Source organism: Exiguobacterium alkaliphilum (assembly GCF_018138125.1).
Taxonomy (GTDB): domain Bacteria; phylum Bacillota; class Bacilli; order Exiguobacteriales; family Exiguobacteriaceae; genus Exiguobacterium; species Exiguobacterium alkaliphilum.
The window spans coordinates 2498875-2522226 of the sequence record NZ_CP073101.1; the positions used below are offsets into that span (position 1 = coordinate 2498875).

General features: G+C 55.4%; 16 protein-coding genes. 2 read left to right on the forward strand and 14 right to left on the reverse strand.

All coding sequences use genetic code 11. From position 1 onward, the window contains the following. Window positions 1-219: 219 nt before the first annotated feature. From KB235_RS12910 to addB, 9 genes are all read right to left on the reverse strand, one after another. Window positions 220-1059 carry a phytoene/squalene synthase family protein gene (locus tag KB235_RS12910; RefSeq protein ID WP_211779857.1) on the reverse strand — a complete coding sequence of 280 codons (840 nt, stop codon included), beginning with the start codon at window positions 1057-1059 and terminating at the stop codon, window positions 220-222. Continuing rightward, on the reverse strand, window positions 1028-2503 hold the full coding sequence (locus KB235_RS12915) for a phytoene desaturase family protein (protein WP_034807203.1): 1476 nt from the start codon (window positions 2501-2503) through the stop codon (window positions 1028-1030). The genes KB235_RS12910 and KB235_RS12915 overlap by 32 nt, the downstream gene beginning before the upstream one ends. Further along, the gene (locus KB235_RS12920) at window positions 2500-4023 is read right to left on the reverse strand and encodes a phytoene desaturase family protein (protein WP_152545886.1); all 1524 of its coding nucleotides are present in this window, start codon (window positions 4021-4023) and stop codon (window positions 2500-2502) included. Before KB235_RS12920 ends, KB235_RS12915 begins: the two co-directional genes overlap by 4 nt. A 71-nt stretch (window positions 4024-4094) precedes the next feature. Further along, a complete protein-coding gene (locus KB235_RS12925) occupies window positions 4095-5096 on the reverse strand; it encodes a class I SAM-dependent methyltransferase (protein WP_211779858.1) in 1002 nt (333 codons plus the stop codon). A 101-nt stretch (window positions 5097-5197) separates the two neighbouring features. Then, complete coding sequence (locus KB235_RS12930; RefSeq protein ID WP_034807197.1) at window positions 5198-5578, reverse strand: YisL family protein; 381 nt, start codon at window positions 5576-5578, stop codon at window positions 5198-5200. Between the two features lie 117 nt (window positions 5579-5695). Next, window positions 5696-8254 carry a sensor histidine kinase gene (locus KB235_RS12935; protein ID WP_211779859.1) on the reverse strand — a complete coding sequence of 853 codons (2559 nt, stop codon included), beginning with the start codon at window positions 8252-8254 and terminating at the stop codon, window positions 5696-5698. After that, complete coding sequence (locus tag KB235_RS12940) at window positions 8251-8613, reverse strand: response regulator (protein WP_021066686.1); 363 nt, start codon at window positions 8611-8613, stop codon at window positions 8251-8253. Before KB235_RS12940 ends, KB235_RS12935 begins: the two co-directional genes overlap by 4 nt. A 113-nt stretch (window positions 8614-8726) precedes the next feature. Next, entirely contained in the window at window positions 8727-12329 is a 3603-nt protein-coding gene (gene addA, locus KB235_RS12945) for a helicase-exonuclease AddAB subunit AddA (protein WP_211779860.1), read from the reverse strand. Beyond that, complete coding sequence (addB, locus tag KB235_RS12950) at window positions 12313-15753, reverse strand: helicase-exonuclease AddAB subunit AddB (protein WP_211779861.1); 3441 nt, start codon at window positions 15751-15753, stop codon at window positions 12313-12315. The genes addA and addB overlap by 17 nt, the downstream gene beginning before the upstream one ends. A 158-nt stretch (window positions 15754-15911) precedes the next feature. On the opposite strand from addB, the gene KB235_RS12955 reads away from it, so the two are divergent. Both KB235_RS12955 and KB235_RS12960 read left to right on the forward strand, forming a co-directional pair. Further along, a complete protein-coding gene (locus KB235_RS12955) occupies window positions 15912-16292 on the forward strand; it encodes a truncated hemoglobin (protein WP_051622642.1) in 381 nt (126 codons plus the stop codon). Window positions 16293-16346: 54 nt separating this feature from the next. Further along, complete coding sequence (locus tag KB235_RS12960) at window positions 16347-16703, forward strand: hypothetical protein (protein WP_034817759.1); 357 nt, start codon at window positions 16347-16349, stop codon at window positions 16701-16703. Window positions 16704-16731: 28 nt separating this feature from the next. Here the strand turns inward: KB235_RS12960 and KB235_RS12965 are convergent, their stop codons facing one another. From KB235_RS12965 to KB235_RS12985, 5 genes are all read right to left on the reverse strand, one after another. After that, complete coding sequence (locus tag KB235_RS12965) at window positions 16732-17142, reverse strand: hypothetical protein (protein WP_034807440.1); 411 nt, start codon at window positions 17140-17142, stop codon at window positions 16732-16734. A 125-nt stretch (window positions 17143-17267) separates the two neighbouring features. Next, window positions 17268-20336, reverse strand: coding sequence for an efflux RND transporter permease subunit (locus tag KB235_RS12970; RefSeq protein WP_211779862.1), 3069 nt, complete (start codon window positions 20334-20336; stop codon window positions 17268-17270). Window positions 20337-20423: 87 nt separating this feature from the next. Beyond that, complete coding sequence (locus KB235_RS12975; RefSeq protein ID WP_034807445.1) at window positions 20424-20894, reverse strand: competence protein ComK; 471 nt, start codon at window positions 20892-20894, stop codon at window positions 20424-20426. A gap of 126 nt (window positions 20895-21020) precedes the next feature. After that, window positions 21021-22391: a HAMP domain-containing sensor histidine kinase gene (locus KB235_RS12980; RefSeq protein ID WP_211779863.1), complete on the reverse strand. Its 1371-nt coding sequence runs from the start codon at window positions 22389-22391 to the stop codon at window positions 21021-21023. Further along, window positions 22391-23053, reverse strand: coding sequence for a response regulator transcription factor (locus tag KB235_RS12985; protein ID WP_034807448.1), 663 nt, complete (start codon window positions 23051-23053; stop codon window positions 22391-22393). The genes KB235_RS12980 and KB235_RS12985 overlap by 1 nt, the downstream gene beginning before the upstream one ends. Window positions 23054-23352 lie beyond the last annotated feature (299 nt).

A 23352-nucleotide genomic window follows, 5' to 3' on the forward strand; every position in this document is an offset into this window, starting at 1 on the left:
TGCATCTGATGTTCCCCCTTAGTCCATCAAGCATCCTGTTTCAGCGAAGATGCCCCATCGTTTCATTCCCCATGAGACGAGGCACATCTTTAGGTGTTCATCACAAGCCGATTCGTTCGTTTCCCCGACGGACGGGTCACATAACGCTTACGCCACTTTTGGTCCCCCGCCAAAAGTGGTTTTTTTGTGCGCAAAAAAAGCGGCCGCCTATGCGGTCGCTCACAGTCGTGCCAATAGTTTTCCTTTTTGCAACGTCGAGACGTACGCGCGCTTGGTAAACACGTCATACGCGTTCCCCCTTGCCGCGTCTAAGATGCCTTCATAGAGGAGCGCTGCCGCCTGTACCGGTTTCCGGCTCGCCGGTGGGTAGAGGTGATGTGTTTCCCTCGCCCGGGTATATAAGAATTCAGCTCGACGGGCGAGCGTCTCCCAGACATCCATGAACGCAGGTGTCACTTTCCGGGCGAACAAGTCCGCCTCCGAGACGCCGAACTCAGCGAGTAGCGTTTGCGGGAGATAAATCCGGTCCCTGCTCAAGTCTTCGCCGACGTCACGCAAGATGTTCGTCAACTGCATGGCGATGCCGAGATCGATTGCGCCTTGCTTCAGGCTCGCCTTCTCGGTCGCGTCCGGCTCTGGTACGAGAATCGGCAACAGCATTAAGCCGACCGTGCTAGCCGCATAATAGCTGTATTGTTCCGTCTCCTCGAGCGTCGCGTACCGTGACTTATGTAAATCCCATTTCATCCCTTCGGCCAACTCGAAGAAGGGCGCGACGTCCATGTCATAACGGCCCCACACATCACGGAGCGCGACCCAAAGAGCCCCTTCGACGTCTTCGTTCGCCAAAAAGCGATTAAAGTCATGCAAAAACTCCGTCAGGCTCGCTTCCGGTCGGTCGGATTCGTCGACGGCGTCGTCGAGCAGACGGCAAAACGTATAGACGGCCGCGACCGCCTGACGGTCCGGCTTGGAGAGCAAAGAGAAGGCCCGATAAAACGTCAACGAGCCTTTCTTCATGATTTCCTCACATTGACGATACGCTTCTTGTGTCGTCATAGAATGCCTCCATTTCTTCTTCCATTCTTTTCACGAGTAGTTCGGACCCAATCATCACGATCGGGACACCACCGCACGGGTGTACCGAGGCGCCGACGGCGAAGAGCCGTTCGATGTGCGCATATGGTCGGGCTTGCGGTTTGAACGCCGCCGACTGTGAGAGTTTCGGCGCGATGCCGAAGCTGCCGCCTTCAAAGAGACCGAATCGCTCCGCGTCCATCGGCGTCCGAAGTTTCATCTCGGTGACACGCTCACTGAAGCCCGGTACAAGCGTCTCAAGCCGACCGACGAGGTGATCGATCGTCCCGTTCGCCTCTAAATCAGAGCGCTCGAGCTTTCGCGGCACCGGTACGAGGACGTAGAGCACACTTGTGCCTTCGGGTGCGAGCGTTCGGTCGACCCGGGACGGATTGAACGTGTACATCGCCGGGTACTCGCTCAGTTTACCATCTTCAAAGATGGTTCGCATCGATCCGGCAAAATCGTTCGGCAAGTCAAACTGATGCACCGGCAACTCAATCTCACCGTTGACGGTGAAGTACAAGAGAAGCGTCGCGCTCGATGGCTCGTATGCTTTCGGTTTGACGCCATCGATGAGTCGCTCCATGAGCGGGAAGTCCCCGTTCACGACGACCGCATCGTGCGGATGGGTGACGCCGTCGACGACGACGGCGTTCGCCCGTCCGTTCTCGACACGAACACGTTCGACACGCGCGTTCAGGTTGAACTGAACACCGCGACGTCTCAGCTCTTGTTCTAGTTTCGTCGCGAGTGAGAAATATCCTCCTTTGACGTACCAGACCCCTTCTTCTTGCTCACGGTATGGGATGAGACCGTAAAGCGACGGCGTCGCATACGGGTTACCGCCGATATAGAGCGTCTGCAGACTATAGGCGACGCGCAGACGCTCGTCTTTGAAGAATCGTTTCATGTTCTCATGTGCCGTCTCATACGCCTTCAGGCGCATGAGGAGGAGCAACAGCTTCGGTTCGAACAAATCCGACTTTGCTTTATAGCCACGGTCTAAGAACGACTCAAAGCCGATTTGATACTCGTCGCGCTTTTGGGTCATATACCCGCGGAAAGCATCCCCTTCCCCGAACATGCGCTCCACTTCTTCCGCTTGCCGCTCGATGTCGCGGTACTTGTAGAACGCCGTCCCGTCTTCATAACGGAGGCGATAGAGCGGGTCGATTTCGAGCAGCTCAACTTCCGTCTCGGGAAGACCCGCCTGTTTCAATTGCTGTTTCAGTTTCGACGGCAACAACACGATCGTCGGGCCTTCATCGACACGGGCGCCGTTGTCGAACTCGACATAGTTGAGACGTCCACCGACGCGCGCTTCCTTCTCATAAATCGTGACCTGCAACGATGGGTATTTATGCGTCAATAAGAGCGCCGCATACAAAGAGCCGATTCCGGCCCCGACGAATCCGATGTTCATTGGCCGACACCTGCCCGGTCGCGAAGCAAGTTCGTCGTGATGCGAGCCGATTCGAAGATGGTCGGCAGTCCGCTGCCCGGATGGGTGCCGCCGCCGACGAGCCAGACGTGGTCGAGTTCTTCAAACTGGTTGTGCGGACGGAAGTACATCATCTGTGACAAGTTATGGCCCAGATTGAACGTCGCCCCTTCATAGACGCCGAACGCCTCCCAGTCTTTCGGGGTGAGCGCTTGTTTCACTTCGATGTGGTCCCGGATGTCTTTATACGGGGAACGCGTCTCGAGCGCGTCGAGGACTCGTTCGGTCATCTTCGGCTCGAGCGTCTCCCACGGCAAATTCGATAAGTTGTTCGGTACCGGGACGAGCACGTAGAGTGAGGACTTGCCGGCTGGCGCGAGCGTCGGGTCGATCTTCGAGGCGTTTTGCACGTAGAACGAGAAGTCGTCGCTCAACTTCAAGTCTTTCGTCATCTCTTTGACGTTTTGCTCGTAATCGTCAGCGAAATGAATCGTATGGTGGCCGACGTCATACAAGCGGTCGAGCCCGAGATAGAGCATGAACGTTGAGCACGAGTAGCGTTTCTTCTGCAACTGCTCGGGGCTCCAACGCGATAACGTGCCGTTCGGGACGAGCGATGTCATCGCGTGGGCGAAGTCGGCCCCGATAATCACTTCATCAAACGAGTAGTGGACGTTGTTCGCGACGAGCCCGTTCACACTCTTCCCATCGAGCAACAACCGGTCGACCCCTTCACCGAGACGAATCGACCCGCCTTCTTCCTCGATGACGCGCGCCATCGCCGTACATAACTGGTTCACGCCGCCAATCGGATGATGGACGCCGTATGCGTGTTCCATATAGGACAAAATCGAGAATCCGCCCGGACATTCCCAAGCCGACATGCCGAGATATTTCGCTTGGAATGTGAACGCATATTTCAGCTCTTCGCTCGTGAAGTATTCCGATAACACGTCATAGAGCGATTTACCGATCGAGAGGAACGGCAACGCCTTCAAGACACGAAGCGACACGTAATCGGTCAAACTGTCGTGCGCCGTCTGAAGCACCGGCATCAGCTTCGACAGCTTGATCGCTTGCTCCGACATGAATCGCTCATACCCTTCCCCGTTGCCCGGGAACTGTGCCTCAATCGCCTCGAACATCTCGTCACGGTCCGTCGTCATCGACAAGACGCGACGGCCACGGTCGAAGTATAAATCGTACATCGGCTCGAGCCGTTTCATCTCGACGTAATCGTGCAAGTTCCGTCCCGTCTCTTCAAAAATCTCTTCTAGAATATATGGCATATTCAAAAAAGTCGGGCCACGATCGAACGCGAACTCCCCGACTTGTAGACGTGACGTCCGTCCACCGACGAACGGCTGTTTCTCGAACACGGTGACAGAGACGCCACGGCTCGCCAAAATCATGGCTGCGGCGAGCCCTCCTGGTCCGGCACCGATGACTGCAACTCTTTTTTCCGACACGTTGAACAACTCCCTATGTGAATAGTCTCTTATGCTTCTACTCCATTATAGAAACGAGTCGAGACAAGTTCAAATCTGAATCGGCTCGCCGTGTGTAGTCCATGTCAGTCGCCACGTTCGGCGATGACGATATACCAAGACCCTTCTGGGATGAACGGGATGAAGCGGACGTTCCCGAAGCCGCTTTGTTCCATTTGACGACGGAGGGCGCGAATCGTAGGAAGTGGATATAAATTATCGTGGAGCGTCATGAACGCGTTGAACGCCGAGGCGAAGCGTGCGCCGAGCGGGGTCTCCGCGAGCGGCGTGACGAGGACGGCGACGCCACGCTCATCTAGATTCTCGAGCATGCGTCCGAGTAGCTTCGTCCGTTCGTCCGGCGAGAAGTAATAGAGCATGTTGTTCATCATGACGGCATCGAACCGTTCATCATGGTCCCATTCCATGAAGTCGGCCACTTCGTAACGAATCTCACCCGTCTCATCTTTCTCCCGTGCCTCTTCGATGACGTCTTCCTGCAAATCGATCCCCGTCAATTTCCAGTCCGGCTCGAGGTCATGCAGTTTACGCAAATAGCCACCGTGGCCGCAACCGATGTCGAGCATCGTCTTGACGTCTGCCTGACGCAAGAGTTGCTGCACGATCGGGAAGGCGACCGTCTCGACGAGCGTCGACGTCTGGGCGACGACTTGGCCGTGCGTGGCCCCGTCGAACGTCTTCTGTTTCCCCGACTCTAAAAACTCCGGATAGGCGATGAGCGCCGGAATGTGAAGTTCCATCATCTCTTGCAACATGAAGCCGATACTACGCTCATCTTCATGCGATAATTGATACTTCAAGCTACGCGTTGGATAGTAGCGCCATCCTCGCTTTTTCAAGTGTCGAACGGCGACACCGACATCAAGCCAGCGCTCGAGCGCGAGTTTCGTCAGCGGCCGCTTCAATCGAAGCGTCATTTCCGCGTAGCTGGCCCCGCCTTGGAGCGCATCAAATAAACCGTACTTATAACCAATATAGCCATGCCATAACGGCAGGAACGACTCGGTTTGTTTCATCCATCTCCGCGCATGAAGCACGCGCGACCATTCATTCATCTGTTGATCCATCGTTTCACCTCATCATCGTTATCACTGATTTTTGTATTTTCCCCTAATAATTTGAGGACAAACAAAAAAATCCCACTTCAATGTGTGAAGTGGGATCCGGCTCAAATGAAGTTGCTGAAAAACGATTGGCCGTACGGAAGCGCGTAACCGATGAAGATTGTCACGAGCGACAAGACAGCGAAACCGCCAAGCATGGCGCTGGCCGGCTTTTGTTTCTTCATGCGGATGAGCGCCATCTCGCCGAAGATGAGCGTCAAGAGTCCGACCGTGATTTTCACGTGGTAGAACATCCCGCCGCTGTTCAATTGTAAGTACAAATAAAGTCCCGTCCCGAACGCGACGAGAAGCATGAGGCGAAACGCCATATGCGCGATTTTGCCGCTCTTGTTCCCGTTCTTGTAGCCGACGTACGCGACGGCAAACAAGACGAGGAGTAAAATCCAGCTTGTCACGTGCGTATGCAGGAATGCAGTCAATGGCATTCATTTATCCCCCTTTTCATCATATACAATCCTTATTGTACACGAATAAACCTATGACCGGTCAAGCGAGAGCAAAAAAAAGAGAGGGACACCCGGCTTCGGGCACCCCTCTTTCCTTTATACGGTCGTCGGTGTCTCTTCGCGAACAGCATGCTCATAGCTCGGGATGACGACGGTGAACGTCGACCCTTGATGCTGCACGGACTCGACATGGATTTGACCGGCATGGCCTCGGACGATTTCCTGACAAATCGGGAGTCCAAGACCCGTACCGCCAATCTCACGGCTGTCCGAGTTGTCGACGCGATAGAACTTGTCGAAGAGGCGGTCGAGCGCTTCGCTCGGGATTCCGATCCCTTCGTCCTTCACTTTAATCGACACGGACTGGTCGTGGTGGGCCAATTCGACCGTGATTTTACCGCCGTGCGGTGAATATTTCACTGCATTCGACAGCAAATTACTCATCAGCTGCTTAAACTTCTGACAGTCGGCATACAGCTCATACGGACGGTCGTCGGATGTGATGAGCTCGAACTGGTGCTTCAACGATGAGGCCTCATAGAACGTCATCATGTCGCGGATGACCGGCTCGACGTCGAGTTGTTCGCGGTCATACATTTGACTGCCCGCTTCCATCCGCTGCACGTCGAGGAAATCGTTGACGAGATGCGTCAGGCGCTCCGTCTCGGCATGAATCGTCTCCAAATACTTCGCCTGTTTCTCGTTTGGCAGCTGTTTCTTGACCATGAGCTCGGTGAACCCATAAATCGAAGAGAGCGGCGTGCGCAACTCGTGCGAGATCGTCGAGATGAACTCGCTCTTCAACCGTTCGGCCTCCGTCTCGCTCGTGATGTCACGGAAGACGAGGAGCGTCCCTTTCGAGATGCCGCCGACGATGATCCGTTCGGCGTACATCTGTAGGTTCATCTCGCCTTTACGGATCGAGAAGCTGACGCTGTCATGCGGGAAGTCGTCAGTGAAAAGTCGTTCCGTATATTTCAGGAAATCGTCTTCTTGGTCGACCGTCGTCGAAATCGTCTCGCGCCACTCGTTCCAAGACAGCTCGGCGAGTTCGTTCGATGTGATCTCGTCGAGTTCCGGGAACATTTCATAGAGCGGACGGTTGACGAAGACGTCGTCGGTCGCGTGCTCGACGTAAATGACGGCTTCGCGAATCGAATCGAGAATCCGCTCGGTCTTCCCTTTCTCACGGGTCATCTCTTCGAAGAGACGCATCCGGAGAAGCGAGAGCGACAGCTGACGCGCGAACGACATGATGTCGCCCATCTGCGTCTGGGTGAAACGGTCCTTATAGCGGACGAGATAGATGAACGCGATAATCGTATCGTCGGTCGGGTCGTGGACCGGGACCGCCGTCTCGTACATATAGTACGGATACGGGAGCGGATGGTCACTTGCGACTTGTTTCGACGAATGGACCGTCGTCCGGAGCGTCATCGCCCGGGTGAGGACCGAGTTCTCACTTTCAAGCAGCTGACGCGTGAGCGTCTCGTTTAGGCCGTTGCTCGTCACTGAATACGAGCCGGCCTCATCGACGAAGACGAGTGCCCCGACTTCCGAGTCCGTGATCGCGACGAGTTTCTCGATAATCTCTGGGTACGCCGTCAACGAGTCGCGGGCTGCGAGCGTCTCCGTCAACTCGTTCCGGTACGCCAAATGTTGCTCGTTCTGTTGCGTCTGCTCGAGAATCTCTTCGAGTTCTTGTTGTTGCGCTTGCAACTCTTCTTGCTGGGCAATCAGTTCTTCTTGTTGCGCCTGAAGCTCGTGATTCTTCTCAATCAAGTGGCGCTCATTGTCACGAAGCGTCTCGGCCATCTTGTTGAACGAGCGAGACATCGTCCCGATTTCGTCTTCGCGGACCATCTGATCGCTCAAATCGACGATCTCACCCTTCAAGAGGCGGTCCGATGCGACCGAGAGGCGTGAAATTAGACGCGACTGGCGACGCAAGAACGGTTGGACGAACAAAAGGATCAGGATGGCGAACGACACGATGCTTGCAATCCATAAGAACTGCAAAATGTTATTGTTTTGCCGCCATTCGGTATATACTTTCTCTTTTTCGCTGCCCATGAGCCCTCTGTAGTCCGTGAGCGACGTCTCGATTTGTTGAATCGGACCGAGCGTGTCGATGCCGCGCTCCGGACTGAACTGGACGACACCTTGCTCAATCAAGCGCTGGGCCGTCGGGAGCGACGCGACCGTCTCCGGGTCGATGAACGTCTCGATGACCTCACCTTCGCTCCGCGCCTCCCCGTATTCGAGCGTGACCGGTAAAATCACATCAAAATAAAAGTCATGGAAATTTTGCAGGTCGTCCGCAAAAATCTCGCCTTGCCGCGTCTGGACGACGCTCTTGAACCAATTGATTTCTTGTTGGAACTCATCTTCTTTCGAGCGGGCCCGATCGAGCGCCGCCGTATCGCCGAACAACAAATAGCCGCGCGAATCGTACTGCGCCCCTTGCCACTCGTCCCAAAGCGTGTTCAATCGGCTGATGCGCTCGTCGACCTCACGAAGGCGCGCCTCGTTCGCTTCGAGACGATTCTCGACGTACCAGTAAGCGATGCCAGACCCAATTAAAGCAACCGCTAAAAATGTATAGAGGACGACCATGATGTCACGGCCGAGCTTTTGCTTAAACCATCTGTTCAATTCACGATGCCTCCTATAATTTTGACGAGTTCGAGCGGACTGAACGGTTTCGAGATGAAGTAGTCGACACCAATCTCGTTCGCGCAATCACGGTCAGATTGTTGACTCTTCGCCGTCAACATCATCACTTTCGTATGTTGACGTCCCGGTAATTTTCGGACCTTCTCGATGACTTCTAGGCCGGTCATGCCGGGCATCATATGGTCAACGATAACGAGATCGTATTCATTCTGTTCAATCAAACGGTATGCTTCGAGGCCGTCTGGTGCCTCATCGATGTCGTAGCCTTCATCTTCTAACGTATCTAAAACGAGCATGCGTAATACTTCTTCATCTTCTGCGAGTAGGATTTTTACCATGACGATTCCTCCATTTTCATTCCATTTCATTATTTTACCGGATTTATTTCATAATCACAAAACAAAAGGTGCACGGTTTATAACCGTACACCTGAAAACAATTCCCGTCTATATTATATTGAAACAACGTCTTGTAAATCGAGCGAGTAAATGACCGTCTGCCCAACCGTAATTCCCCAAATCGATTCGATGGCCTCGCGATAAAGCGAGAGTTGAACCGTATAGCGTTCGCGCAACATCTGTCTCGCCGCCTCATCCGAGTCCGTCAAGTAGAGCACCGAGTCGGATTTATAGTCGAGAAGCACATACGTCTCGCCGTCAAAGAAGAGGCAGTCGATAATCCCTTGGATGAGCACCCGTTCGTCCGTGAACGCACCGTCTGGATTGACGCGCTCGGCCGGCACGGCATACGTGAACGGCAACTCGCGCCACGCCTGATTTTTCGCTAACGCCTCGGTCAACGCCCGGCCGATCGGGGCGTCAAAAAACGTCTCGATATCTGCCATGGCGAGCCGGGCCGTCTTCGCTTCGACCGGGCTGAGCATCTGATGATTCTCGAGCCGGTCGATTTGGGGCGCAATCGGTTGTCTTGGGTCGAGCAGTTGGAACAACAAGTGAAGCGTCGTCCCGCGCTCGGCACCGGTCTGGTCCGTCTGTTTCCACTTCGGTTCCCGATACGGCGTGTCCGTCGCCCGGAACGTCTCTTCAAACGCCGCCGTTTCCAGTTGCATCGCCCGTTTCAGTTCGGTGACGGTCTGTTTGGCGGCCGTCTCCGTCGCGGCCTGGGCCGGATACGTGTAAGCGAACGCCCGTCGAACCGCCTCCGTCACTTCTTGCTCACGTTTGACGGGGAAGTCGATCGCTTCGAACTGTTTGACGTGATGGAGCTGCGCCATCATCTCTTGGAGCGCGGCCACTTCGGCCAAATCGTCTTCGCCGATGATACGGTACGTCCAGCGCGTCGCCTCTGGCATCCCGCGAAAGACCGGGAGGCCGTTTCGTTCAAGGAACGGGGCGGCGCCCTCGAGTTTGAGAAGTGCCGACGCGACCCAATCCAAATACGTCTTGGCGTCACGTCTTGCCTCGGCCGATAACGCCTCGCCATGACTCTCGACGTGTAGCCAATCGTGCACTTGCTTCATCGGGTCGGCGACGGTGCCGACTAAAATCAATTTTTCTTTCGCCCGGGTCAACGCGACGTACAAGACGCGCATCTCTTCGGCTTTCATCGTCTTGTCGAGGTCTCGGCGAATCATCTCTTTGACGAACGTCTCGGTGCGTGTCCGCGTGATAACGTCGATTGCATCCAAGGAGATGCCGTACCGTTTATGGAAGATGACCCGTTGCATTTGATCACGCTTGTTGAACTGCTTGCCGAGCTGGGCGACGATTGTCACCGGGAATTCAAGCCCTTTCGATTTATGGACCGTCATGATGCGGACGACGTTCTCTTCTTCCCCGAGCGACCTGGCTTCCGACAAGTCCTCTCCGTTATCCTGCAATCGATCCATCACACGTAAGAACCGATACAGCCCCCGATACCCGCTCCGCTCGTAGGAGAGCGCTCGGTCATAGAGTGCCTTCAAGTTCTCTTGGCGACCTTTCCCACCCGGCAGACCGCCGGCAAAATCATAAAACCCGGTATCGTTGAACACTTGTTGAATCAGTTCAGACAGGCTGTGGTTGCGGGCGAACGTTCGCCACATCGAGAGTCGGTCGAGCACCTCACCGCACTTCAAGCCGAGCTCATCCTCATCGTCCGCCTTCATCTTCAAAGCGTCATAGAACGACTCCTCCGACTCGAGGCGAATCTTGGCGAGCTCTTCGTCCGTGAAACCGAACATCGGAGAACGGAGTGCCCCAGCGAGAGGGATGTCTTGGAGCGGGTTGTCAATCAGTTTCAAGACAGACAACATCATCCGAATCTCCGTCGCCTGGAAGTAGCCGCCGTCCGAGTCGGTGTACGCCGGGATATTGTATTGGGTCAAGATATCCATCAACTGTTCGACTCGTTCTTTCTTCGATCGGACGAGAATGACGATATCCCGATATTCACATGAGCGGAGTAACCCGGTCTCTTCATCGGTCACTTTGAACGGTTCGTCGCCTGAGACGAGCTCTAAAATGCGTGTCGCGATCGCTCGCCCTTCAAGTTCTTGCTTCGACAACTCGTGGCTCTGTCCGTTGACGAGCACGAGCTCCGGACTCGCCTCGAGCGGCTCGTAGTCGCGGCCTGGCACGAGACGGGCCGCCTCGTCGTATGCGATTTCTCCGACTTCCTCGTCCATCAACTGAATGAACAAATCGTTGATGCCGTGGAGCACTTCGGCCCGGCTGCGGAAATTTTGTGACAAGTCGATGCGCTGGCCCGCCTCCGTTCGTTTGAATCGCGTCGCCTTGTCGATGAAGAGGCCTGGCTCGGCGTGACGGAAGCGATAGATCGACTGCTTGATATCGCCGACCATGAACAGGTTGCCGACTTGTTCGTCTTCTTGACTGACCAGACCGATAATCGTCTCCTGAATCTCGTTCGTATCTTGGTACTCATCGATGAGCACCTCGACGAACCGTTGTTTATAGAGCGAAGCGACCGAGGACGGCGCGTCCCCTTCTCGCAAGATGGCGAGGGCGTAATGTTCAAGGTCACTGAAGTCGACGAACGCCCGGTCGCGCTTCGCCTGCTCGTAAGCGACGGCGAACGTCCGGACCGTCCCGACGAGCGTCTCGACGAGCGGACGTTGCGCCGCGAGGGCCTCGAGATGGTCGGCCCCGCTCACGCTCGCCTCCGTGAGCGCATCCGTCAATTTTTTCTTCGCCTGATCGTACGCGGGTTTTAACACGTTATGATAGATGGCATGCTCGTCTACCCGTTTGACCGACTTCATCGTGCCAAACTTGACGGCCCGTGCCGCCGTCTCGAGCTCGCTCCATTTCAACGTCTCCGCCTCGATTCGTTCGAACGGGGCAATCGCGGCGAGCACGTTCTCAGCTTGGACCTCGTAACCGGCAAGACGAAGCTCGATGCCGACACGTCGGAGCTGCCGAAGCGCCCGTTCGATATCGGTGAACAACACACGGCCGAACTCGATTAAGAGCGGCTCTTCGTCCGGGTCGCTGTCCATCTGATAGAGCGAAACGAGTTCATCCAAGTACGCCTCCGGGTCCGGGAGCGTCCGGGCATAGTGATATAATCCGAGGATGAGCTCTTCAAGCTCATTGTCGCCCCGGTCTGACGTATAGGCGTCGACAAGGGCGAAGAAGCCGCTGTCTTGTTTCCCGTATTCTTCTTCAAGGACGTCTTCGAGGACGTCGTCTTGAAGGAGCACCAAATCTCGTTCCTCGGCGATTTTAAACGCCGGGTCGAGGTCGAGCAAATAATAGTTCTCCCGAATCACTTCTAAGCAAAACGAGTGAATCGTCGTGATGAGCGCCCGGTTGAGCATTTGACGTTGCCGCCGGACGTAGTCGTTATCCGGGTCATCACGAAGTGCCCCGTCGAGCGCTTTGGCGATTCGCCGTTTCATCTCTGCCGCTGCCGCGTTCGTGAACGTGACGACGAGCATGCGGTCGGCCGTCAAGTCGTCGTTTTCATCGAGCAGTCGGCTCGCGAGCCGTTCGACGAGGACGGCCGTCTTCCCGGAACCGGCCGCTGCCGAGACGAGCACGTGTGAATCCCTCGCGTCGATGGCGGCTTGTTGGTCATTCGTCCACTTCATCGGCGTCACCTCCTAATCTTGATAGCACATCGTCTTTCTCTAGCTTCTTCAACTGTCGCGGCTCATTGGCGAGCGCCTCATCGAAATGACAGACGCTCTGATACGGACACGTCTGGCACGGACGGCGCTCCTTGTACTCGTACGGTTCGACACCGATTGTGCCGTCATACATCGCCTCGGTGCTCGCCTCGGCTATATCAATGGCGTGGTCCATCAACTGTTCGAGTTGCGGCGGCGTGACGACTTTCTTCACCGTGTTCGCATCAATCGTCCCGTCTTTCTTATATTTGACCGGGATGACGATCGATTTTTTCGCTTCCGCCTTCGCCGTCCGGTCCATCATGTCGAGCACTTCCGGGTCGTCGACGAGCAGCCCTTGCATTTGATACGACTCGAGCACTTTACGCGCCGTGTCAGCCTCCGTCCCGCCCGGTGTGACGAGCGGCCGGTGGACGTGGAAATAGAGCGCCGCTGCTGGTGCGACGTTCTCTTTCGTCCAGGCATCGGCCTGCTCAATCAACACTTTCAAATAGATGAGCATCTGCATGGCGAGACCGTAATAAATCTCAGCGAAATCGATATCGCGCTTGCTCGACTTGTAGTCGACGATCCGGACGTAGAGCTGGTCATGGACCTGTGCCGTGTCGACCCGGTCGATGCGGCCGACGAGTTCACACGTCGCCCCGTTGCTGAGCGTGAACGAGACGGGCGGGAAGTTGCCGCTGCCGAATGCGAGCTCGAACGCTACGGGATCGAACCCGTCTCGTTTCGACTGTTCAATCAACACTTCGGCCGTCTTCGTGACGACGTCGGTCAATTTCTTCTTCAAATATCCATAGCGGTTCGAGCTCATTAAAATCGCATGCTGAATCTCCGGGGTGACGAGTTCGACGGCAGACTCGGCGAGTGTCACGCACTCGGCTTGATCGACGTCGCGCCACTCCTTCCCGTCCATCTTCACGGTTTGAGACATGTGTTCGATCGTTCGATGGTACAAGTTCCCGATATCCGGTGCCTCGAGCCGATACAAGCGGCGCTCCCTGAGACGAAGCCCGTAACTCGCGAAGTGGCGGAACGGGCACGCCTGGAACGTCTCGAGTCGGGACACGCTCGCCCGAATCGAGTTCGTGTAAAGTGACTTGGCCACGTCTTTTGAGAGCGGCTCCGGTACGTTCTGATAAAACAAGGCGCTCGTCAACAGACGGATGCGCGCGCGTCCTTCCGGATGCTTAAGTAGCTCGTTATAAACAGCGAACCATGTGTCTTGAATCGGATAGTGTCGGCTGAGGCGTTGCAACTCGAGTGCGGTCACGGCCGCCGTCTGGTTGACGTTCGTGATGAAGCGAAGTTGATCGGCCGGACGATGTTCACCGGCCTCGGCGAAGTGCGTCTTGACGACGGCGCCATTCAACAGGCGCGTCTTGATGTCGGCGACGAACCCAGCCGGCTGAATCGCCTTCCCGCTCCGGTCGACGAGCGCATAGCTGACGTACAACCGATGACTCGGTGCCGTCAGCGCTTTATAGACGTAATACGTCTCATCGTCAAACAGATGCTCGGTCGCTTTTCCGGCCCGTACGCCATGCTCATGCATGAAGTCGAGGTCGTGGTCGGTCAACAGTTTCGACTGCGTCGCGACGAGCGGGATTTGGTCCTCGTTCGCCCCGAGTAAAAAGATGACTTTCTTATCGATGAGACGCCCCCGGACATAATCCGTCACCGTCAATTGATCGAGCGACGGAGGCACGAGGGCATAACGCAGACTATCGAGTCCGGTGTCCATCATCTGCAAGAACAGTTCCGTCGAGAGCGTCTCTTCCGGCGCGGCCGCCTCGAGCTGTTCAAGTAAGTGCAACACCGCGTCCCATACTTGCGTATGCTCGCGGGCCTCGAGCAATCGGGCCTCCTCGAGCGCCTCGTCGCGCCAATACGATAGACAAGCGGCGACATCGATTCGCTCCAGGAAGTGATAGATGGCATGCGTGTATGCCTGCATCGTCTTGGCCGCCTTCAAGTCAGCCAAGAGCGGGTCGAACGTGTCGACGACGGTCTGGCGATAACGGTTGAGCGCGGTCTCGAGATCGAGTTCTTCCCCGGTAAGCTTCGCTTCGTCCTCAGCCCGGCGCTTCAATTGCCACTCGTCGTGCCAATGGTAATGCTTGATGCCGCGTTCGATGACGAACGCCTCGAGTCGATCGACCGACGTGCGGCGATGCTCGGCGTCGAGTAAGACGAGCTCCGTCTTGAGCGCGCGGAACACCGGCTCTTCCCGATACCCGCGGAGGGCAATGTCGACGGTCGCCTTCAACAGTTCGACCACGGGATGGTCGAGCATCGGTTGCCGCTCATCGAGAAAGAACGGCAATGCCGCTTTCTGCAGGGCCTGTGATGCCAAGTCCCCATACGCTTCAAGCGAACGCGAGACGAAGGCGATATCTCGATAGCGGTACCCGTCTTCGCGGACGAGCCGCATCACTTCACGGACAGCCGCCTCCACCTCGACCGTCCGATCGACGGCGGCCTCGAGCGAGACGTGGTTCGTTTCGCGCGTATAAGGTGCCGCGGTCATTTGGCCGAACGTCGCCTCGAGATAGGCGAGACTCGGATGCGTGAACCGCTTCGCGCCATCGTGCGGCACGTCTGTCGAGCTGATTCGTGACTCGGACAGTCGTTCTTTGAACCGCATGAGCGTCCGCTGCGTCGGACCGAAGAGCGGATTCGGCCGATAAAGCGTGTCCGGATCAATCGTCAATAAGACCGACAGCGGGGCTTTCTCGGCAATCGCGACGAGGACGGCGAGCTCTTGCTCGGAGAACTCGTTGAACCCGTCGACGTAAAACTGCGTGCCCGTCAAGTCAACCTCTGGTAACAGCTCGAGCATGACGTTGAAATAGTCTTCCGCATGGAGCGCCTTACCGGCCGTCATCGCCATGAACCCTTCATATAGAATCGATAAGTCTTGTAACTTTAACGCCCGATGCGGATCTTGCTCGCTCAAGCGGAGCAATTGTTCCGGATCGACGAGCCCACGCTTCAACATCGTGATGAGCGTGTTCAACTCCTCATAAAACCCGTATTGGTTCATCGTCCGTCGGAACAGTGTCAGTCGCTCCTCGTTCATCTCGACGACGCGACGCAACAACAGGTGCGTCCCCGTCTGATCCAAAAACTGTTCGGTCGAGATACCGTGGTCACGCATGAGCAAGAACGCAAGGCGGCGCATCGATAATACTTGCACTCGGGTCGAACCCGTCAAGCCGTCCGTCATCGCCATCTTCCGTTCCATCTCAAATGACATTTGGTCCGGTACCAATAAATAGATGGTCGGTCCGCTCGGGTCGCGTTTGAGTTCCTTGATGATGTGACGCATCATCGATTCGCTCTTTCCGCTCCCGGAACGTCCGACATGAAAAGTGACCGTCATTTAGGCGAACACCCCTTCCCTTTTTTCTTTATTATGACGTATCGCTCCCGGTTTGTAGAGCGAAACCTCCGTTTCACCTAAGCAAAAAAAGACTAACCCTTTCCTTTACCCATGCTCCATGAAAATCGATTAGACTAAAGGTATGAGGGGGATGGATGATGAGTGCATATGAACAATTTGGAGGCGAACGCGGCGTCAAACAACTCGTCGAGGCATTTTATGACCTCGTCTACGCCGATCCGGTCTTACTGCCGCTGTTTCCGGATGACAAAGAGCGGGTAAAACAACATCAGTTTGAGTTTCTGACTCAACTACTCGGCGGGCCGAAACTGTATACGGAACGACGTGGCGGTGGAAACTTGGCGATGATTCATCGGGACCACCCGATTTCGGAGACACACGCCGGGCATTGGCTCGGTTGCATGGAACAGGCGCTCAAGACGGTCGAGGCGCCCGAACCGGTCAAACGACAGCTGTTCCATCGCTTGATTATGTCCTCGTCTAACGTCGTTCGCGTCTGCTCCCACCATTTTGAGTAGTCAGCTTTTCAAAAAGCGGGTATGATAGGAAAGTAAGCAAAGGAGGTCGTTGTCATGACAGAAGAAGAGAAAAAAGAAGCCGTTTCCTCTGAGGAAGAAACGGAAGAAGTCGAGCCTACGGCTGTCCTCGCCGATGCGCTCGATGAGGATGACGAAGAAGAGGATCAGCCTGAAGAAAAGAACATGGACCACATTAAAGGCGTGTTCAACTATATGCATGAGAACGGACGGGAATATCGTGTCGTCTTTTATAACGACCGAAAAAACCTCGTCTTCCGTGAACTCGGGAACGGAAAAGTCGAATTCGTGGGACGTTTCACGGATGAGTCGTACGACCAAGAGAACGAGGACGAAATGCGTGAACTCGGTGAAACCGAATTGAACCGAATTCTCGCCGACCGTCTCAAATAAAAAAATCGCCCCAGCCCGGGCGATTTTTTTATTTGTTCTTGTTTCGCTTTTTCTTCCGCAGCGCATAGACCGCACCGGCAATCCCACCGGCGACGGCGAGGCCGGCCATGACCGGGACGAGCACTTTCTTCGTCGGAATCATCTCACGCACGCGCTCATACGGCGTCGGCACCGACAGTTCGAGTTGAACGGCCGCTTCGCCGTGACCGTTCGCCCGTGCTTTACGCGCCGCATCGGTGATGACGACACGACTCGTCGTGTAGCGGCGGTTGCCATGCTCGTCCGTGTATGGGCGACGGACGCGTTTCACACCACGAACCGTCTTTCCACGCGCCGCATCAGGACGGACGACACGCTCACTCGTCCACGCCCGTCCGCCTGTCGCACTATAAGCCGGGCGAATCGTCCGGCGATTTAACCATGTGTATGAATCATTCATCGTTGATTCCCTCCAATATTGTGAAGTCCTTCTCTTATTATACCCATAGAGCATCTCAAAAAAACATCTCTCCCGCTGCCGAAACAGCCGACAGACAAAAGACCGGCACGGCGGCCGGTCTCAAGTCATTCCGTGAACGGTTTGTCACGGTGGCGACGTTTCGCCAAAATCAGGTAATACGCCGGCACGAGGACGAGCGTGAGAATCGTCGAGAACATGATTCCCGAGACAATCCCGATCGCGAGCGGCTTGAAGAGCGGATCACTACCGAGGGCGACCGGCAACAGGGCAACGACCGCCGTGAGCGCCGTCAACAAGATTGGACGAATCCGAGCCCGGCCGGCCTCATATACCGCCGTCGTGACCGCCATCCCTTGGCGAATGCCCTGCTCGATGAATTCGAACAAGACGACCGCATTCCGGACGACGATTCCGGCGAGCGAGACCATCCCCATCGAGGCCATGAAGCTAAACGGTGTCTGCGTCACGAATAGACCGACGACCGCGCCAGCGATGGCCAAGTAAATCGTGAACAAGACGAGTAGCGGCAAGGACAACGAGTTGAACTGGAACGCGATAATCAAGAAGATCAAGAACAAGACGACGACGAACAACGTCGCGAGTTCGAGGAAGAACTCGTTTTGCGTATCACTCGACCCGGTCTGGGCGAATGAGATGCCATCGTCAGTCAAGCCGGCTTGCGCGTCCTCAAGCACGCGATCGACGTCCGCTCTGAACGCTTCCTCGTCCATCCCTTCGGTCGGATAGATGCGAAGCGTCACGGTGCGTTCTCCGTTCTCCCGCGGGATTTGTTGAATTTGCTCGGTCGTCGTCTCATCGACGAACGTACTGAGCGGGGCGACCGGCGGACCGGCCTCCGTTTGCACCGGGACGAGAATGTCGTCTAGTGCGAGCGCCTCACGGTTCGCCTCGGCATCGATGACGATTTTGACGTCACGTTGCTCGACGCCGTCGTCGAACGTTCCGATTGGCACCCCGTCTGTGACGAGACGGATTTGATCACTGATCGTCTTCGCCGTCACACCGGCGGATGCCATCGCTTCACGGTCGAGCTCGTACGTGAGCGTCTGGAACGGCTCTTTGATGTCGTCGAGGACGAGCGCACCTTCTATCGCCTCGAGCTCGGCTTTCACCGTGTCGCGGGCTTCGACAAGCTGATCAATCGTCTCACCGCGCATCGTGAACTCGACCGGGGCCGAAGCCGGTGGTCCTTGCTGTTGCGTTTCTAAGAAAATCTCCGCGTCAGGATAGTTTTCACGTAATTGTGTCGTGTAGCGGTCAATCAGTTGAATCGCGTCAATTTGATCGTTATCGACGCGGACGACGATCTGTCCTGTGTTTTCGCCTGACTGGTCTAGCCCACCCGTGAACAGACTCGGCAATCCACTTCCGGCGAAGACGGACGTCTCGACGACGCCGTCGACGTCTCGGAACTCGGCTTCCATCTGCCTCAAGCGACGTTCCGTCTCTTCAAGGTTCGTCTGGACCGGGAACGTGACGCTCGTGACGACTTCCGGGCGGTTCGCTGCCGGGAAGAACTCGAACGGCGTCAACAAGATGAGGCCGTAGAGCGCCGTCGTGAGGACGAAGCCGACGAGGCCGAACGTCCATGGCCGTTTCGCGACGAGCGGGAGCAATTTATCTGCATAGAAGTTGCTCAACCGGTTAAGCGGTCCACCGAGCCAACCCGGCTCGCGTTTCGAGACGCGGACTTGCTTGCGGTTCAGCCAATATTGCGCGATCGGGACAAGCGTCAAGCTGATGACCATTGATGCGAGCACCGATAAAGCGAGCACGGTCGGCAGCGCCCGGATGAAGTTCCCGTTCGCGCCCGACAGTAACGTCAGCGGCAAGAAGGCGAAGACGACAGCGAGCGTCGACGTGACGATCGAGCCCCACACTTCCTTCGTCCCACGGACGGCCCCGAGCATCGCCGAGTCCCCTTTCCGGTATCGACGTAAAATATTGTCGTTGACGACGATGGCGTCATCGACAAGAATCCCGAGGGCGATAATCGCACCGATAATCGAGATTTGGTTCAAATCGACCCCGGTGAAGCGGAGGGGAATCAACGCGAGCAAGAACGAGAGCGGGATCGCCAAACTGACGATGAGCGAGCCCGTGAACGTCAAGCCGATCGTCGTCACGACGATGACCGCGATCATCGCGATCAAAAACTCGCGCGTGAGCGAGGAGAAGATCGCATCGACCGCTTCCGCCTGATCGGAGTACGTGACGAGCTCGACGCTGTCGAGGTTGCCGACTTCCGATGTGACGACTTCGTCGACCCGTTCCTGAAGCGTTGGAATGTCTTGACCTGGTTCAATCGTCACCGTGAACGAGACGGCCGGCTTCCCGTCAAGCGAGACGAAGTCGGTCACCGCTTTCGGTGCCTCCTCGACCGTACCGACGTCTGCGAGCAACACAGGCTCGCCTTCGAACGATCCGATGACGACTTGGTCCATGTCATTGACGTTCGTCAAGCTATCGATTGCAAGCTGATAGATGCCGTCTTCCGTCGATTGACGTCCGAGCGGCGTCGTCTTGTACTCTTCATTGATGGCTGTCAACACGTCTGGGAAGGCGAGTTGGCGTTCCCCGAGCGCTTCCGAATCGAGCGAGACGACGAACTCCGTTTCCGGGAGCCCTTTAACCGTCACGCCGGTAACGCCGGCCGTGCGGGACAGGCGTTCTTCTAACTGTTCGACGTTGCCTCGAATCGTCTCGAGTGATTCACGGTCATCCGCCGTCAACAAGTACGAGGCGACCGGAAGTTGACCGACCGAATCGTTCACGGTCGGCGGGAGCGCCTCATCCGGCAGACGCGACTGGGCATCCGACACGGCTTGGCGCACGTTCGCCTGAAGTTCGGACTTGTTCAAGCCGTCCTCGTATTCGACCGTGATGTTTGAGAACTCGGACGCCGAGAGGGAGGTCACGTTCTCCACCCCTTCGATGTTCCTTAATTCGTCCTCGAGCACACTCGTGACGTTCCGTTCGACCGCTTCAGCGGTCGCCCCTGGATACGGCGTCTGGACGAGCACGATGTTGATGCTCGTCTCCGGGATTTCACGCTTCGGCAGTTGGAAGAACGTGAGCAAGCCGACGATGATTGCGACGAGTAAAAACACGATGACGAGTTTTCCTCGCTCAATCATTTGTTGAAAAAACATATGGACCCCTCGCTTTCATATAATGTGCAAATACACATATGAACTATTCTTCTTCATCATAGAGGGGTTCCACATCGATTTCAATGCTTACGTTTGTTTCAATGTGCTGCCGTGAAACCGTTTTTGGAAAGCGTAGGAGATTTCGATGGAACGTTGCTTCTGACGCGAGACGGTATGGTCGGACACGTTCACTTGGACGGACTCGCCTGTCAAAAATTGAATGCGCGTGCCGTTCGCCCCCGGCTTGATGTCCGTGACGTGCTGAAAGTTGATCCATGCGCAGTCCGGGCTCTCTTTCGCAATCGTCGGAAAGAAGACCGCGTCGGCATGCCAATCCATGACGACCGGTGTTTTCCGGTGCGGACCGAGCACGTGTCGCGCCGCCTCGATGCGCCCTTGGATGCTCGACCCATAATAGAGACAAGCGTGCTCGAGCAACTGCATCGGTGCCCCTTTCATCCGATGAATCCCGTCCGGCTGATAGACGAGCGTCTCGGCTTCCCCATACTCGTTAAACACCGGAATCAAAGCTCTTGTGTCATTCGTCAACTGCGTCATCTGTTCATCCTCCATACCGTTTATTGTGCCTTACACGTTATTCATATCAAGTTCTTATGAAAGCCGCAAATCGGATTTCCCCATTGCCAATAAAAAAAACCAGCCGTTTCAGCTGGTTTTTGAGAATCATTCGTCTGAATTTGAGATTTGAACGGTTTTCGAATGCGGGAAACGGAAATGCACAGCCACTCCGTCCGCCGTATTTCCTAACGTGACCTCGCCGTGATGCAACGTCACGATACGTTGGACGATGAACAGGCCGAGCCCGAACTTGCCTTGCTTGCCTCGAGAGAATTGATGGAACAAGTCGAGGTTTTCGTCGACCGGCGGACCGTCGTTTGCAATGACAATTTCGACACCGGCGTCGGTGCGATTCAAATGGATTCGAATCGACGACTGCGCATAGCGAAGGGCGTTGTCGAGCACGTTTTCGAATGCGACCCGAATCTGCTCGCCGTCCCCGAGCATCTCTCCGGCGTGCCCGGTCACCGCCCACTCGAGGTCCCCTCTCAGTTTGAAACGGGCTACGAGCAACTCCATCAGCTTGTCGAGATTGATCGGCTCAAGCCGCATCTCCTGTCCTTTAAAATATTCGAGTTTTGTGACGTAAAGCAAATCGACGACTTTTTTCTCAAGACGCGACGCTTCTTCGTCAATCACTTCGGCCGATCCTCTCAAATCACCGGTCGGGTAAATCCCGTCCCCAATCGATTGCGCATAACCGCGGATGACCATGATTGGCGTCTTCAAATCGTGCGAGATGTTCTGAAGGAGCGCCTGCTGCGCCAAGTCCTGCTCTTGAAGTTCGAGTCGCATCGCATCAATCGAGCGCGCCAACTGTCCAAGCTCATCCTCTCTTGCGAGCGGGAGCACGGTCTCCCATTGCCGATTCGAAATCTTCTCGACGGCTCGTTCCATCTCGACGATCGGTTTCGTCAACTCACGTGACATCCAAAGCGCCGGGATGAGCGACAACAGACTGATGACCCCAATCAAGATGGAGATGCGCCAGAACAATGTCGAGACGAGCTCACGGCGATACGCATCCCAGGCGTAAGACGCCTGATAAATGAGCGTCCCGTCGTATTCGTTTTGACGGATGATATAGTAGACGTCCTCTCCGTCAATCGTCGTCTGGTATTTCGCGATCTCACTCGTCTGTTCAATCGCTTCCCGATACATCCGATTCGTCAACTCGAGCGGAGCCGAACCATAAATGATGCGACCGTTCGGCAAAAAGATGAGCTGATTGACCGAGCGCGATTCTTGTTGGCGCCGGTCATACTCGATCGGATTTTGCGGAATGTTCTCGAGCTGGTTCGTATTGCCGAGGTAATAATCGACGTCCTGCAGCGTCTCGTACACTTGTTCATCGATAAATTGCGCGATCGAAGAGCGGACCGTCAGGAGAATCATGAGCGCGAGCGTGACGATGATGAGCAGGATGAGCACCCAAATCTTCCACATGAGCCGTTTCGGCTTGAGTTGCTCGAACATCACGGTTTGACGAGACGATACCCGATGCCGTAGAGCGTCTCGAGCTCGAGTCGATGCAACTTCTTGCGCAGACGGCGGACCAAGTCATCGACGACCCGGTCCGAACCGAAGTAATCGTGTCCCCATACACCCTCGAGAATCTGTTCGCGCGACAACGCCGAACCGGGATGCTCGAGGAAGAGGAGCAACAAATCAAACTCTTTCGACGTCAAATCGATATCGTCCTCTTGGTGTTTGATGAGCCGCTTGTCCGGATAAATCGTGTATTCGCCGTACTCGATATGCTCATTGGACTTCGAGCCGTACACGCGATCGATCAGCTTTTTGACACGGATGACGAGTTCGCGCGGCAAGAACGGCTTGGCGATATAGTCGTCCGACCCCATCTCGAGCCCGATAATCTTATCGATATCCTCATCGCGTGCCGAGATAAAAATCGTCGGGGTGTTGGCGTTCGTCGCCTTGATTTGTTTCAATAGCTGGAACCCGTCAAGGTCCGGCAACATGATGTCGAGTACCCATAAATCGGGCTCATCTTTAATCGCCGCTTGTGCCGAGGCACCGTCGGCGAACGAACGGACCCGGTAACCTTCCTGCTCTAAATATGTGACGAGCATTTTATTCAAGTTGATTTCATCGTCGACCAAATAGATTGTATACATCCGATTCACTCCTGCAACGTTTTTACATATCATATCAAACAATTATGGATAAATGATGGGAAGGACTACGTCTAAACCTGCAATTGCTCGACAAAAAAAGAGGGTCTCCCCTCTTTAACGGGACGTCTGTCCGCGTAATTGTTGAGCCAAGAAAGCCGCTCCTCCGCTCACGAGCGCCACGACGCCACTAATCATGACGAGTTCCATCGTAACCCCACCTCTCATTGATACCGATTCTCATTATCACCTATAATATAGCACATTTCTGTCTCGATGGAAAACGCAAAAAAATCCCGCCT

Excerpts from the sequence above, each read along its gene's own strand:
- KB235_RS12925 (WP_211779858.1), bottom strand. The coding sequence starts at position 5,096 with ATGGATCAACAGATGAATGAATGGTCGCGCGTGCTTCATGCGCGGAGA.
- addA (WP_211779860.1), bottom strand. The coding sequence starts at position 12,329 with ATGAAGTGGACGAATGACCAACAAGCCGCCATCGACGCGAGGGATTCA.
- KB235_RS12980 (WP_211779863.1), bottom strand. The coding sequence starts at position 22,391 with ATGTTCGAGCAACTCAAGCCGAAACGGCTCATGTGGAAGATTTGGGTG.
- KB235_RS12960 (WP_034817759.1), top strand. The coding sequence starts at position 16,347 with ATGACAGAAGAAGAGAAAAAAGAAGCCGTTTCCTCTGAGGAAGAAACG.
- KB235_RS12910 (WP_211779857.1), bottom strand. The coding sequence starts at position 1,059 with ATGACGACACAAGAAGCGTATCGTCAATGTGAGGAAATCATGAAGAAA.
- KB235_RS12940 (WP_021066686.1), bottom strand. The coding sequence starts at position 8,613 with ATGGTAAAAATCCTACTCGCAGAAGATGAAGAAGTATTACGCATGCTC.
- KB235_RS12930 (WP_034807197.1), bottom strand. The coding sequence starts at position 5,578 with ATGCCATTGACTGCATTCCTGCATACGCACGTGACAAGCTGGATTTTA.
- KB235_RS12985 (WP_034807448.1), bottom strand. The coding sequence starts at position 23,053 with ATGTATACAATCTATTTGGTCGACGATGAAATCAACTTGAATAAAATG.
- KB235_RS12970 (WP_211779862.1), bottom strand. The coding sequence starts at position 20,336 with ATGTTTTTTCAACAAATGATTGAGCGAGGAAAACTCGTCATCGTGTTT.
- KB235_RS12955 (WP_051622642.1), top strand. The coding sequence starts at position 15,912 with ATGAGTGCATATGAACAATTTGGAGGCGAACGCGGCGTCAAACAACTC.
- KB235_RS12975 (WP_034807445.1), bottom strand. The coding sequence starts at position 20,894 with ATGACGCAGTTGACGAATGACACAAGAGCTTTGATTCCGGTGTTTAAC.
- addB (WP_211779861.1), bottom strand. The coding sequence starts at position 15,753 with ATGACGGTCACTTTTCATGTCGGACGTTCCGGGAGCGGAAAGAGCGAA.
- KB235_RS12965 (WP_034807440.1), bottom strand. The coding sequence starts at position 17,142 with ATGAATGATTCATACACATGGTTAAATCGCCGGACGATTCGCCCGGCT.
- KB235_RS12915 (WP_034807203.1), bottom strand. The coding sequence starts at position 2,503 with ATGAACATCGGATTCGTCGGGGCCGGAATCGGCTCTTTGTATGCGGCG.